General features: G+C 39.3%; 10 protein-coding genes. 8 read left to right on the top strand and 2 right to left on the bottom strand.

Translation table 11 applies throughout. The features are described from left to right. The first annotated feature begins 40 nt into the window (after positions 1-40). The 8 genes from LBQ60_15060 to LBQ60_15025 all read left to right on the top strand — a co-directional run bounded on the left by LBQ60_15060 (position 41) and on the right by LBQ60_15025 (position 11,295). The gene (locus LBQ60_15060) at positions 41-1,291 is read left to right on the top strand and encodes a hypothetical protein (protein ID MDR2039240.1); all 1,251 of its coding nucleotides are present in this window, start codon (positions 41-43) and stop codon (positions 1,289-1,291) included. Between the two features lie 173 nt (positions 1,292-1,464). Continuing rightward, positions 1,465-3,810: a GH92 family glycosyl hydrolase gene (locus LBQ60_15055; protein MDR2039239.1), complete on the top strand. Its 2,346-nt coding sequence runs from the start codon at positions 1,465-1,467 to the stop codon at positions 3,808-3,810. Positions 3,811-4,423: 613 nt separating this feature from the next. After that, on the top strand, positions 4,424-6,187 hold the full coding sequence (locus LBQ60_15050; GenBank protein ID MDR2039238.1) for an O-antigen ligase family protein: 1,764 nt from the start codon (positions 4,424-4,426) through the stop codon (positions 6,185-6,187). 121 nt (positions 6,188-6,308) lie between these two features. Further along, entirely contained in the window at positions 6,309-6,818 is a 510-nt protein-coding gene (locus LBQ60_15045; GenBank protein ID MDR2039237.1) for a hypothetical protein, read from the top strand. Between the two features lie 23 nt (positions 6,819-6,841). Further along, complete coding sequence (locus LBQ60_15040; GenBank protein MDR2039236.1) at positions 6,842-7,384, top strand: hypothetical protein; 543 nt, start codon at positions 6,842-6,844, stop codon at positions 7,382-7,384. Between the two features lie 60 nt (positions 7,385-7,444). Next, positions 7,445-8,107: a TlpA family protein disulfide reductase gene (locus LBQ60_15035; protein MDR2039235.1), complete on the top strand. Its 663-nt coding sequence runs from the start codon at positions 7,445-7,447 to the stop codon at positions 8,105-8,107. A gap of 303 nt (positions 8,108-8,410) precedes the next feature. Continuing rightward, complete coding sequence (locus LBQ60_15030; GenBank protein ID MDR2039234.1) at positions 8,411-9,496, top strand: hypothetical protein; 1,086 nt, start codon at positions 8,411-8,413, stop codon at positions 9,494-9,496. A gap of 5 nt (positions 9,497-9,501) precedes the next feature. Next, positions 9,502-11,295, top strand: coding sequence for a hypothetical protein (locus LBQ60_15025; GenBank protein ID MDR2039233.1), 1,794 nt, complete (start codon positions 9,502-9,504; stop codon positions 11,293-11,295). A gap of 464 nt (positions 11,296-11,759) precedes the next feature. Here the strand turns inward: LBQ60_15025 and uvrC are convergent, their stop codons facing one another. Both uvrC and LBQ60_15015 read right to left on the bottom strand, forming a co-directional pair. Next, a complete protein-coding gene (gene uvrC / locus LBQ60_15020) occupies positions 11,760-13,559 on the bottom strand; it encodes an excinuclease ABC subunit UvrC (GenBank protein MDR2039232.1) in 1,800 nt (599 codons plus the stop codon). Between the two features lie 11 nt (positions 13,560-13,570). Next, on the bottom strand, positions 13,571-14,079 hold a 509-nt coding region (locus tag LBQ60_15015; GenBank protein ID MDR2039231.1), incomplete at its 5' end, for a threonylcarbamoyl-AMP synthase.

Raw genomic sequence — 14,079 nt, 5'->3', positions numbered from 1 at the left:
AACTTTGAACTTTGAACTTTGAACTTTAAAATTAATACTGATGAAAAAGTTTTTCCCATTTATTCTTATCACATTTCTTTTTTTGTCTTTTGGAATTCATCCTTGTAAAGCCCTTGATATACCGGGCGTGAAAGGAGATGGTACCCATGACGATACACAAGGCATCCAGGCATTGCTGGACAGTAAGGCCTCAACGGTATATTTACCCCAACCCGCCAAATGTTACCTGATCAGCAAAGTCCTTAAGATACATTCGGGCCAGACCCTGGTCGTTGACCGGAATGCAGTGATTCGCCTGGCTGATCATGCAGGTGCACAGATGCTCACCAATTCGGATCATAAAGGCGGAAATGAACGGATCACTGTTATTGGGGGTATCTGGGACGGGAACAATCTCAAACAGACAATGCTCTACCATGTGGATAGGAAAAACAAGGACCTTCCCTATGATCCGGACAGATATGCCGGAGTATTGATGCAATTTGACAATGTCAAACAGTTGCATATTTCAGATGTAACCCTTAAAGACCCTTGTGGATATGGTTTTTGGGCAGGCAATCTATATCAGTTTACTATTGAAAATGTTACCTTCGATTATAATCTCAAAAAAGGCAATATGGATGGAGTGCATATTACCGGAAACAGCCATCATGGCCGTATTGTCAATGTGAAGGGAGCCACCAATGATGACCTGGTAGCATTGAATGCCGATGATTATCCTATGTTCGAATTGAGTAGAGGGCCAATTACCGATATCCAGGTGGATGGTATCTGGGCCGAAAATGCACACAGGGCTGTAAGAATGCTTTCCTGTGGTTCTCCTGTAAAAAGGATCAAAATCTCCAATATTTATGGTACTTATCAAAACGAAGCAGTTATCCTTTCCAACCATAACGTACACCCCAATTGTACCAGTGAATTCGAGGATATTTCCATCAACGGTATATTTTGTACGAATGTTTCCGAAAGGGTAAAAGCGCCACACATTAAGGTTTTCTCTCCGGCAACCGTAACCAACCTGAGTATATCCGATTACCACCGGACGGAATCTGCTTCCGCTACCGACAATATCCTGATAGAAAAGGGAGCAACGGTTGAATGCCTCTCCGTTATCAATGCATCGCTTTTCAACCGGACCAACGGCCATATCACATTTCTCAACAACCAGGGGATGATCAAAACATTGAATCTGACCAACATCTTTTTGCAGGGTAAAGAACCGGAACAGGTCGGGTTAATAAAAAACGGAGGAACGATCCGTCAATTAAACAAAGTAAATTCAACAGAATAAAGTATTAATTTTGTGTAATATCTGTGAGTGTGAGTATAACTGTGGCAGATAATAAAGATATTGCAATATAATTCTAAAAATAAAACCTGAAATTCAAAGTTCAAAATTTATAATTTGGTAAAATATAAAACTTTGAACTTTTAACTTTGAACTTTTAATAAGATTTTATGTCCATGAAAAGAAATATTATTATATTAAGTGTCTTATATCTGTTATTGTCTACATCTGCCTATTGCCGGCAACCTGCGGATTATGTTGATCCGGTGATCGATACGAAACATCCGCGCTGGATCTTTTTCGGATCGGCATGCCGTCCGTTCAGTATGGTAGCGCTTAGTCCCGACACAAAGACCATGGGAACATGGGGAGGCGGTTATGTCTATGGCGAATCTCATATAAGATGTTTCAGCCACATTCACTCATGGCAAATGTCGGGCATACCGGTGATGCCGACAACAGGAGCCATGAAGGGGCATCTTGGCTTTGAAGCCAATAAATCTTCTTTCTCACATGAGAAAGAGACCGTGCAACCGGGTTATCATCAGGTTGTGCTGGACGATTATGGAATTACAGCCGAATTAACCTCTACCTGCCGTGTAGGTTTCCATCGTTATACATTCCCGGCAGGACAACCCGGAAATATCCTTTTTGATGTGGGGGCATCTTTGGGGCATGGCAGTATGGATTCAGCGTCGATCAGGGTAACCGGGGAAAAGGAACTTTCCGGCTTTGCGGTAATGTCCAAAACCGGAAGACGGCAAAAACCCTGCACGGTTTATTTTGTTGTACAGCTGAACCAGGCTTTTGATCAATTCGGTGGATGGAAAAAGAATGACCGGAAAGATCCGGAAAAAATATTGGTAGATGCCAACAAAGTATCGGGAATAGAATGCGGAGGATACATCACCTTTAATCAAACAACCGGCAAACCTGTGTTGATGAAGGTGGCCCTTTCCTTTGTCAGCGAGGAACAGGCAAAAATGAACCTGAATGAAGAATTACCCAAATGGAATTTCGATCAGGTGAGAAAAGAGTCGTATAAAATCTGGAATGAAGAACTGGGAAAAATAAAGATAGAAGGTGGCACGGAACAGCAACGGGTTAAATTCTATACAGACCTGTTTCACGCTAACCTTGGACGACGGACTTTCAGCGATGTCAACGGAAAATATATCGACAATACAGGGAATTCCCCTGTTGTAAGACAGGTGGAACTGGACGGGAAGGGTAAACCAGTCCGGAATACCTATTCGACGGATGCTTTTTGGGGAACCGAATGGAACCTCAATGTGCTTTGGTCTTTTGTTTATCCGCAGGTATTGAACGATTTCATAGCAAACGCTCTTGATTATTACAAAAACGGCGGATTGATCGCCCGGGGACCGTCAGGAGGCAACTATACCTATGTAATGGTCGGCGACCAGATGATACCCTTAATTGCAGCAGCATATAACAAGGGCATCAGGAATTACGACCTCGATGCGGCCTTTGAAGGAAGTATCAAAAATTCCGAACCCGGTGGTATCCGCGATTATACCGGTTACGGGCTGACACCCGGAGAACACATGAAGTACTACATTGAAAGAGGCTATGTTCCCGAAGGCGTTCGTGGATCGGGCATGCATCGCGGTGGCTGCGCCCTGACCCTTCATTTTGCCTATGAAGACTGGTGTATGGCCCAGTTAGCCAAAGGTATGGGAAAACAGGATGTATACGATAAATACATGGCCCGGTCGGTCAATTATAAGAATGTTTTCGACCCGGAAGTAGGCTGGATGCGTCCCCGGGAGCTTGACGGCTCGTGGTATAAAGATTTTCAGCCCGTGGGAGAAGGTTTCAGCGCCAAAGGTTTTGTCGAATCAAACTCCGCCATCTATACTTATTATGTCCCACACGATTTTGCCGGTCTTATCCGCCTGATGGGAGGTGATAAAGCTTTTACCGAGCGACTGAATATGCAGTTTGAAAAATCCGCAGAAAAAAAATATGTCGCACCCCATGGACATCACTCCATCAACTGGATAGATTACGAAAACCAGCCTTCATGCCATATGGCTCATTTGTTCAATTATGCGAAAGCACCCTGGATGACACAATACTGGGTCAGGAGGGTCAAAGAGAAGGCTTTCGGTGATACAAGCCCGTACGGCGGCTATAACGGAGACGAGGACCAGGGACAGATGGGCGCTTTGGGAGTATTGATGGCCATAGGATTGTTTGATGCTTCCGGAGGCGCATCCGTAAAACCCCATTACGAAATTACCACCCCTCTTTTCGATAAGATAGAAATTGCCCTGGACAGGAATTATTATTCCGGTAAAAAGTTTGTGATCAAAACCATCAATAACAGTCCTGAAAATATTTATATCCAGTCTGCAAAGCTGAATGGTAAAGCGCTGGACAATTGCTGGTTCTGGCATGATGACCTGGTGAAAGGCGGAACATTGGAACTGACACTCGGGCCACAACCCAATTACCAATGGGGGTTGACGCCTCCTCCATCGATGAGCGATCGATAAACCTGTTTTACCGAATCTGGAGGAATATATCCGTTAACTGACTTTACTCCTCCATTCGTCAAATACGAATCCCTTGAATGAGTGGTTCGTATTTGACGAATTTCATGAATCATTATAGTGAAATTGTCTGCTAACTATAGAAATTCGATTTTCTAAAATCATTTTCATCATCCATGAACATTTTTTACCGGTCTTTCCTTTTAAACACTCAGTGCTATTTATTGTTAACTTAAATCACATTGATCAATTGGATTAAGTCCAGCAAATATGACATTAATTGTTTTATATTACTTAAATAGGACGTTTGCTTCCCATTACAGGCATTTTTGGTATAAAAATATATAACTAAATCTGGTATATATAGGAAGGGAGATCCACCACTTCTATAAAAACGCTGGTTTTTCAGCATATTACTAAATATCCGATCTTATTTACAAAAAAATATTTCATATTAAATCATTGAAAATGAGATATCTTCCCAACCATCGAAACAAATATATGTAATGTTATTGAGTACAAAAAAGACCTTTTAGAGTCTTTATATTAGATTTATTTATAGGAAATTCTTTTTAACATGAAATATACACTGCCACAATGAGTAAATAAGAGTTCTGTGAAAAAACGACCAATCAAACATTTCTCTACTTTTCCGGTGGATATTATTTTATTCGGCCTGATATGTGGTATTTCCCTGTTCGCTGTGTCAGGATCATTCATTAACCGGGAGATAACCCCTAAATGGTTCGGATTGGTATGGGCCGTGTCTTTTGCCGGAATATTATGGAGCATACTGCATAAAAATGTCCGTGTAACTACACAACCGGCATTTCTGCTGATAGCCGCATGCCTGATCTTTGTTCCTCTTCGGAATGGGCATGCTTCAGGTTGGGATTACGAATTGTTGCTTTATTCAGGTGGCTTATTGTTCATGCTGTACCTTTTCATACAAATGACCCACACCTATCCGGCAGTGTATTTTTTCAGGATCGTTACCTTCCTTGCTGTTGTGATGGCTGTTTACGGATTGCTGCAGTACGCCGGAGTACTCTCTTCCTTAAATCCTAATTTCCGGATTACAGGAAGTTTTGATAATCCCGCCGGTTTTGCCGCCGCATTATGTTTTACCCTGCCTTATACCGGTCACCTGATACGTGAAAAGCCGGGCAGGATCAGATATATTTCAATAGCTGCTTTTACCATACTATTAACAGGTATTGTCCTCTCCGGATCACGTGCAGCAATAACAGCATGCCTTGTTACCACACTATGTCATGTATGCAGCCGGTTTTCGGGAATAAGATTCCGTAAATGGATGCCTGTTACGATAGTAGCCATATTGATAGCATCTGTAACTGTGCTTTATTTCATGAAAAAGGATTCGGCCGATGGCCGGTTACTGATCTGGCAATGCACCTGGAACATGATAAAGGATAAACCCGTTACTGGATATGGACAAGGTGCGTTCCAGGCAAAGTATATGTTGTACCAGGCGGATTATTTTGAAACGCATACCGATAGTAAATACGCCTCATTAGCAGATAATGTCCTACATCCCTTCAATGAATACCTGCTGGTTCTTGTTGGCTATGGCCTTTCTGGCCTCTGTGTACTTGCACTGTTTGGATGGTTGCTGATCCGCAATTATCGCCGTTCCCCGGACTTTGCGAAATTCACAGCCGGACTAAGCCTGCTGGCTGTTGCTGTGTTTTCGTTCTTTTCCTATCCGTTCAAATATCCATTTACCTGGTTGATTGTACTGTTAAACTTAGCATTGTTGTGTAGCGGTACCCGTACAAAGACAGTAACTGGAAAGGCCGGCAGTATAATACGTATTGGTACGGTGATGCTGTACTTACTACTTGCATGTATTTGCTTTCCGCTGGTAAAAGCTGAAATACAATGGGCAAAGGCAGCCCGGCAATCCTTAATAGGAAAAACCCTTGAAATGCTGCCGGAATATGAGCGCCTGCAAAAATACCTGAATAGGAACGGGCTGTTTCTTTACAATCATGCCGCCGAACTGAATCATGTGAAGAAACATGAAGAAAGCCTGCAGATATTCGAAAAATGTACAAAATATTATAATGATATGGATGTACAAATGCTGGTGGCTGATAATTACAAGGCAAAGGAGCTATATGATAAAACGGAACAGCATCTGAAACTTGCAGCAAGCATGTGTCCGAACCGGTTTATGCCTTTATATAAACTAACTTTGCTTTATCATGAAACTGGACGCAAAAGAGAAGCTTCTGCATTAGCACAACAAATATTGGACAAGGATGTAAAGGTACTATCAGCTAATATTATAGCAATAAAAAAAGAAATGATAGAACTAATAGAAACCTTTAAAAATATATTGTCTATGGAAAAATAAAAAGTAAAAATTAACGAAAAAAGAAATGCAAGTATTTATCAGGTATATGGTAAAACTGATCTGCTCAGAAGTGAAAAGCTTGCAAATAATTTAAAATTTATAATAATAAAATTGTAATTATATGAAAAAAATAGTTTTATCGATTGCGACAGTAGCATTTGTTACTCTTGTTGTATTTGTTTCAAGTTGTCAAAAAGAAGAAAATGTTGATAAAAGTTTAATAGCTCCAAATGGAGAATTTATATCAGCAAGTATTTCTGCTTTAAAAGAGGAATTATCATATGTGATTAAAAAAGAAAAGGGAGATTTTAATATATTGAATTTTGAATATCTTCCTGTAAAAGATGGATACACTGTAATCATTAATTATCAATTGAGTGATGGTAATATTGATTCTATTGTTAAAACAAATATACCATCTGACAATTCTCTTGCAACGAATATTGTACGTCTTAAGAGCGGAAGCGAAAATAGCGGAGGAGGATCAGGTAGTATTTATCATAAATGCGAGGCAACAGGAAATTGTCCATGTAAGCTTGTAGCAACAGTTGATTTTAATACTGGAAGAATAAAATATTCTTGCGGAGATGATAATTGTAGTGATTGTGTGATGACCATAACTTTTGATTAATGATAATTCTTAAAAAAATGACTATGAAAATTAAAATTATAAATCTGTATGGGATCATATTGTGTTGTGTGATATTTGGGTGTAATAAAGATGAAAGTATTACTATAGAAGAACAAGCTCTTAATTTGATATCCCCTAGTGGAGAGATGATTTCTCAAAACATACAATCACTAAAGAAAGAGTCATCTGCCATTATAAATGATGTTTTTGAAACAATAAAAGAATTTGAGATAACAGATATCGAATACCTGCCTGTAAATAAAGGGTATGTTGCTATTGTTAAGTATAAAACATCCGACGGGATATATGGAAATTATGCAATATCCTGTGGAACACATGTAAATTTCAACTCTAACCAAGTCCGTATGATCACTGGTTCATCTCCCAAGTTGAAAAATAATAATGAAAACTCAGGAAAAAAACCAGTATATACATTTGTTTGCCATGCAAATGGAAGTTGTAACACCTGTTCTTTAGAAGGTGATCTTGATCCAGAGAATAATCAAGCTACTGTAACTTGCTCTTGTAATGACTGTATATTGGAAACCAAAATACGATACGAATAAAACTTAAATTAACTGACTGGTGATTGTTTAATCATCAGTCAGTTGCTTAATTCCATTAGTATGACACATAAATATTTCCTTACTTTTATATTTTTTTTGTTATCTGGTGTTGTTTTTTCCCAGCAACTAAAATATAATCCGGATGGTAGTATATCTATATCAGCCAGTTTTTTTTTACATTATGACAGCAATGGTGTTGAATTGACAAACAAGCAGTTCAGTGATTCTCTTGCTACCGGGGGATTCTTTTTTTCTACTGAATTTCGAAATGATACCGTTAAATATTATTTGAAAAATAAGAAACCTGATATTGTTGGCAAACTGTTACCGATGACGACATTTACAGATATAAATGGAAAAAATATGCACATTGGTGAGGCTAAAACCACCATCCTTAATTTTTGGAATACAACCTGTAGTCCATGTATTAAAGAACTTAACGAATTAAACAAATTGGCAGAAACATTCAAAGATGTTGCATTTATCGCAATAACAAAAGATTCGTTACAAAAAGTAAAAAAATTTATGGACGGATTGAATGTTGATTGGAATAGTCTATCTATTGTCACCGGGTATAAGGGAGAATTTGATCATATCTTTGAAATAACTGTATACCCGTTAAATTTGATCGTTGACAACAAGTGTATAATACGAAATGTATCTATTGGAAAATCTCTCGTTGGTATACGTGAATATATTAAAGAGCCAGATATATTTAAATAAGTTAAAACTTGTAGTGCATTATTATTTTGAGAAATTGATAATCAATTAAATAGATTTTTTCCAAAATTACAAATATTAAATCATTGAAAATCAAATTAAACAATTGATTAATGCACCACGGGTAAGTTAAATTATTAATGTATTTTTTTCTACTCGGTTTTTTGTTTATAAATATTTATGATACCAATCTAAAAAATATCAAATTGATCTCAGATAATCATTCTGTTTTATAAAAAATCAATAATTTAATTTAGGTTGTTTGGTTCAGGAAAATTGAATTGGACAATTTCATTAATATAAAAGATGAAACATTTTTCATACTGTTTTATGTTTGGTTTTATCCTTTTTGTCTCTTGCAGCAGAAATGAACCTGATGATATCCTGTCCCATCGCACCATCATTGTCTACATGGCAGCTGATAACGATCTGTCATATGATGCTTTAAATGATATCGAAGAAATGAAGCAGGGCTTTTCGGGAAACACAACCAACCTGATCGTATTTGTCGATCCTGCCGGTGCTGCGCCTTATATCCTGAAAATAGGAAAAAATGCCGAAAGCCGGGTAAAGTCTTATCCGGAATTTGTTTCAATAGATGCCGGTAACATGCAAATGGTGTTGAATGACATTGTTGAAAGGTATCCTGCCGAAAACTATGGTTTGGTATTGTGGTCGCACGGCACATCCTGGCTTCCGGCAGGCAGTACGCTGAAATCATTCGGAGAAGATAGCGGGAGGCAGATGAATATCAGCGAGCTTGCAGAAATATTGCCGGTAAGATTCGATTTTATTCTTTTCGATGCCTGTCTGATGGGCGCTGTCGAGGTTGCCTATGAATTGAGGAATCAGGCGGATTTTATTGTTGCTTCGTCCACGGAGATAGTGTATACAGGGTTTCCTTATGATAAAATTATCCCGGAAATAACAAAGCCGGTTCCGGATCTGATTACTGCTGCCACGGAATATGTCGATTTCTACAGGCATTTACCCGGAACTTACAGTTCGGCTACCGTAACCGTTATTGACACAAAAGAATTGGAAAGCCTGGCAAACGCCGTTAATCGTTTAGTTTCCGGCCAAAAGTTCGATATGTCTGCATTTGACCGGACATCCGTACAACGTTTGGATGTATACGGGGAACAGTATGTTTTTGATTTTTTCGATTTTATGGATCAGGCATTCCCGGAGGCGGATAAAAATGTCTTATCAGAACAGCTTATAAAAACAGTATTATATAAGGCCAACACAATCCGGTTTATAGATAGTTATGATATAACCACATATTGTGGCCTGAGTTGTTACATTCCTCATCCCGGCCGGAACGATCTGAATGATTCCTACAAAAATCTGGAATGGTATACGGCCGCAGGACTAAATCAAATATTTTAAATACGATGCGTTTTATTATCTTTATTTCTATTTTTTGTTTTTTTTCCTGTACTTCAGGTTATTCGCCGGAAATAGAGGATGTATTGCAACAAGCAGGAAGCAACCGAAAAGAACTGGAAAGGGTCCTCAACCATTATGCTAGAAACCCAGAGGATAGTTTAATGCTTCGTGCTGCCGAATTTTTAATTATCAACATGCCGGGCAAGTATTCCGAATACTTTGATGCACCCTGGAACCATGTGGCAACAGTGTTCCTGCGATGGTCAAGTTCATCTGACAAACAAAAGGTATTGGAAACATACGGATTGAACAGGCCGGTGGTACGGGAAGATATCCAGTACATTACCGCAGAATACCTGATCAACAACATAGACCTGGCCTTTAAGGTGTGGAGGGAAACTCCATGGGGCAGGCATGTACCCTTTGACGTTTTCTGCGAAGAAATATTGCCTTACCGGATCGGCACAGAACCTTTAGAGAACTGGAGAGAACTGGCACTGGCCAGTTTTGCAGATCCTTACCTGGAATTTTTAAAAGATTCATTGACCACCAGTGTAAAGGCTTGCCAGAAGATCAATAAATTGTTGCCGCGTTTCAGGCTTGACAAGGATTTCCCTGCGATGAGCTACTCCCAGTTGATGGCTTCGGCACGGGGACCATGCGATAATGCAGCCGCTTTGGCGATCTTCAGCATGAGGGCATTAGGTATCCCGGTTACTATGGATATGACGATACTATGGCCCCATTTTCAATCGCGAAGAGGACATTCCTGGAATACTGTACGTGACAGTGATGGAAATCATATTTCATTTATGGGAGCTGAGACGAATCCGTATCAACCGCATCAGGGCACTACATTCCTGAAAAGCAAAGCTTACAGAAGAATGTTCTCCAATCAATACCGAATGAAGGATAAAGAACAGAATATCCCCCCGGAGTTTATGGAAAATCTTAAAGATATTTCATCGGAACATTCCGGAATGGTAAATATTAAAATACCCGTAAAATACCCACCAGAAGAACCGTCCGGTAATGTGTATCTTACCACCTGTCATGAAAGAGAATGGCACCCTGTGGCATACGGAACAACTGATGGAAAATCCATGCATTATGGCAATATTGGTTATGGTATAGTATATTGGCCTGTTTACTATCAGGATCACAGGCTAACTTCGGCAAACGATCCGTTTTCAGTGGATAAGGAGGGAAACATACGCTGGTTCAGTCATCATTCTCCGGATACTTTATTAACGATAGTGGAAGAGTTACATAAAAATAAGGGAATGTTAAATTTTTTGACAGTGGAAGCTGCCAACTACCCTGATTTTTCAGATGCCACGCAACTGTATGCGGTTAAAAATTTACAAGTCAATTCCGGTTACAGGATAACCATTCCGGTGTATGCCAGTTACCGTTATGTACGGTTCAAATCATCGCAAACCGGCTTTTGCAATAAAGCCAAATTTGTTATTTACGAAAAAGAAAATAAGCCGCGGAGCAGTTCGATTTCTAGCCATAACGGAGATTGGCAAGGCTTTGGATATCCGGAAAAAAAAGAAATAAGTACCATTTATTTTACTGTCGAGAAAGATGAAACGTCTGACCTTAATGGTTTTATCTATGAATTGTTTTCCTTTACTGAAAATGGATGGACTTCTGTCAGCGACCAATATATCAAACATAATACCCAAATAAAAGTGCCCTCAAAGTCCATTTACTATCTGCGCAATGTTGCCCTTGGTCTGGACGAACCGATGTTTGTTATCAAAGATGGAAAACCGGCTCTTTTTCACCGATAACCATACAGGATTAAAAATACTTAAAAACACCATGATGTTTATTCAGGAATCATCCACTTTTAAAATAAATTAGAAAAATGAAAAATTACATCAGATTGACTGTTTTTGCACTAATTTGTAGCCAACTTATTTATAGTCAGGAAAAAATCTATATATGAAATAGGCAAACCGTTGACCTCGTGTAGGTACAATTTCGAGAATCTGTTTGCAAACTGGGGACCCCGGTTTGTCACCAACCATGATTCCATCAAATGGGTATCTTTTAGTTTTGTGGAAACATTAAGTGATACTGCCCGCATAGCTTCCTTATTCAATTTTATAAGTCAGAAAGTATGAAAGTTTATAAAGTCGGAATGTTAAAAAGTAGGAACGATGAACAATAAATGATGAACTAAAAAATTCATAATTCATAGTTCTTCATTTTTAATTTTTAATTATTTTGTTTGTAATTTGAACTTGTAGCATTAACCGGTTTGTTGGTCGAAATATTGGTACAAAGTCACTGCTTTTTGCTTTCCCACGATCTCTTCCAATTCCTCCAGGGTAGCATATTGCATCCGGTGTACCGATTTGAAATGTTGCAATAATTTTTGAATGGTCTTCTCCCCTATTCCTTCTATATTCTGTAATTCACTACTGATCATAGCCCTGGAACGTTTATTGCGATGAAAAGTAATGCCGAAACGATGCGCCTCATCGCGCATATGCTGAATAAGTTTCAGGCTTTCCGAACGTTTATCAAGATACAATGGTGCGGAATCTCCCGGAAAATATATCTCTTCCAGTCGTTTGGCAATACCTATCACAGCAATCTTTCCCATCAGGCCCAGTTGATCAAGGCTGTTGACTGCTGCTCCAAGCTGTCCTTTTCCCCCATCAATAATAATAAGTTGGGGCAATGATTCATCTTCGTCCAGCATACGGCGGTAACGACGGAATACGACCTCTTCCATAGAAGCAAAGTCATTTGGACCTTCTACAGTTTTTATGTTAAAATGCCGGTAATCTTTCTTACTGGGCCGCGCATTTTTAAACACTACACATGCGGCTACCGGATTGGTTCCCTGTATATTTGAATTGTCAAAACATTCAATATGAGTAGGTAACTCGGTCAGGTGGAGATCCCTTTTTACCGTCTCCATGATCCGGTTCACATGCCGGTCCGGATCTGTCAGTTCAATGTGCTTTTTCTTTTCCAGCTGATAATATTTGGCATTTCTCTGGGATAGTTCCAAGAGGTGTTTTTTATCACCTATCTTCGGAATCGTATAAGTCAGACCCGCTATCTCCACATCCGGTATAAATGGGACTATAACTTCTTTAGACTGGCTCATGAATCGCTCCCGCATATCCGTAATAGCAAAACTGAGCAACTCTTTAGGATCTTCATCCAATCTTTTGGTTAGCTCGATGGTATGCGCCTGGATAATGGCGCCGTCAACAATACGCAGATAATTGATGTAAGCGCTCTGGATGTCCTCCGCATAAGAAAATACATCCACATTACTGATACCTGAACTGACAATAGATGATTTACTCCGGTATTTTTCCAGGAGGCTGATTTTATTTTTCACCTGTTCGGCTTCTTCAAACCGATATTTCTCGGCATATTCATTCATCAATGTTTTCAGATGTTGTATTACCGAGGAAATATTCCCCTTCAAGATATCTTTGATCTGTATAATCGACTCATTATAATCTTTTTCGGATTGCAATCCTTCACAAGGTCCTTTACAATTACCGATATGGTATTCCAGGCATATTTTGAACTTTCCCTGTTCAATCTGGTCCTTTGTAAGCTGTAAAGAACAGGTACGCAATGAGTAGAGTTGTTTTACCAGATCCAGCAAAGTACGCACCATCACTACCGAGGTATACGGCCCGAAATACTGGGATCCGTCCCGTATCGGATTACGCATCAGGTATACACGTGGAAAATGCTCATTACGAATCACGATCCATGGAAAAGACTTATCGTCTTTCAACAAAATATTGTACCTTGGCTGATATTTCTTGATGAGATTATTTTCAAGCAGCAGGGCATCACTTTCCGTCTCTACCAATATCGTCCGTATTTCATTTATCTTACTCACCATCAGGTTGAGTTTCCGGTTATCATGTGATTTATTGAAATAAGACGATACCCGTTTCTTCAGGTTCTTGGCTTTGCCAATATAAATGATCTTCCCTTCGGTGTTCAGGAACTGATAAACTCCCGGTTTGTCCGGTAAGTTAGCAATGGTTTGTTGAATAGAAACTTCCAATTCCGTAAAAATCAAAAATCCAAGATGCCTAATCCCTGCCGGACGATCTCAGGCTCATCACCTGTACAATCTACAATCGTAGAATATTCATACCCGCCGTAACCGCCGTCAACAACCATGTCCACCAGTTCTTCATATTTTTCATGAATCAATTCCGGGTCTGTAGAATATTCGATCATATCATCATCACGAAGCACGGAGGTAGACAATATCGGATTTCCAAAATATTCCACAATGGCCAATGCTATAGCATTATCCGGAATACGGATACCTACAGTTTTTTTCTTGCTTTCCAATAATTTAGGAACCTTATTACTGGCATTCAGAATGAAAGTAAACGGGCCAGGGAGGTGACGTTTCATTAATTTAAACACAGTATTGGGAACCTGGCGCGCATATTCTGATAAATGGCTCAGATCCCTGCAAATAAATGAAAAATCTGCTTTTTCAGGCTTTATCCCTTTGATTTTTGCTATTCTTTCAATGGCTTTCTGGTTATGGATATCACAACCAATACCAT

This window comes from Bacteroidales bacterium (genome assembly GCA_031275285.1).
In the GTDB taxonomy this organism is placed as follows: Bacteria; Bacteroidota; Bacteroidia; order Bacteroidales; family UBA4181; genus JAIRLS01.
Note: the sequence above shows the minus strand (reverse complement) of the source record. Positions and strands in the feature narration are given on the sequence as shown.

Coding starts and splice junctions, on each gene's coding strand:
- LBQ60_15060 (MDR2039240.1), top strand. CDS start 41: ATGAAAAAGTTTTTCCCATTTATTCTTATCACATTTCTTTTTTTGTCT.
- LBQ60_15055 (MDR2039239.1), top strand. CDS start 1,465: ATGAAAAGAAATATTATTATATTAAGTGTCTTATATCTGTTATTGTCT.
- LBQ60_15045 (MDR2039237.1), top strand. CDS start 6,309: ATGAAAAAAATAGTTTTATCGATTGCGACAGTAGCATTTGTTACTCTT.
- LBQ60_15040 (MDR2039236.1), top strand. CDS start 6,842: ATGAAAATTAAAATTATAAATCTGTATGGGATCATATTGTGTTGTGTG.
- LBQ60_15035 (MDR2039235.1), top strand. CDS start 7,445: ATGACACATAAATATTTCCTTACTTTTATATTTTTTTTGTTATCTGGT.
- LBQ60_15030 (MDR2039234.1), top strand. CDS start 8,411: ATGAAACATTTTTCATACTGTTTTATGTTTGGTTTTATCCTTTTTGTC.
- LBQ60_15025 (MDR2039233.1), top strand. CDS start 9,502: ATGCGTTTTATTATCTTTATTTCTATTTTTTGTTTTTTTTCCTGTACT.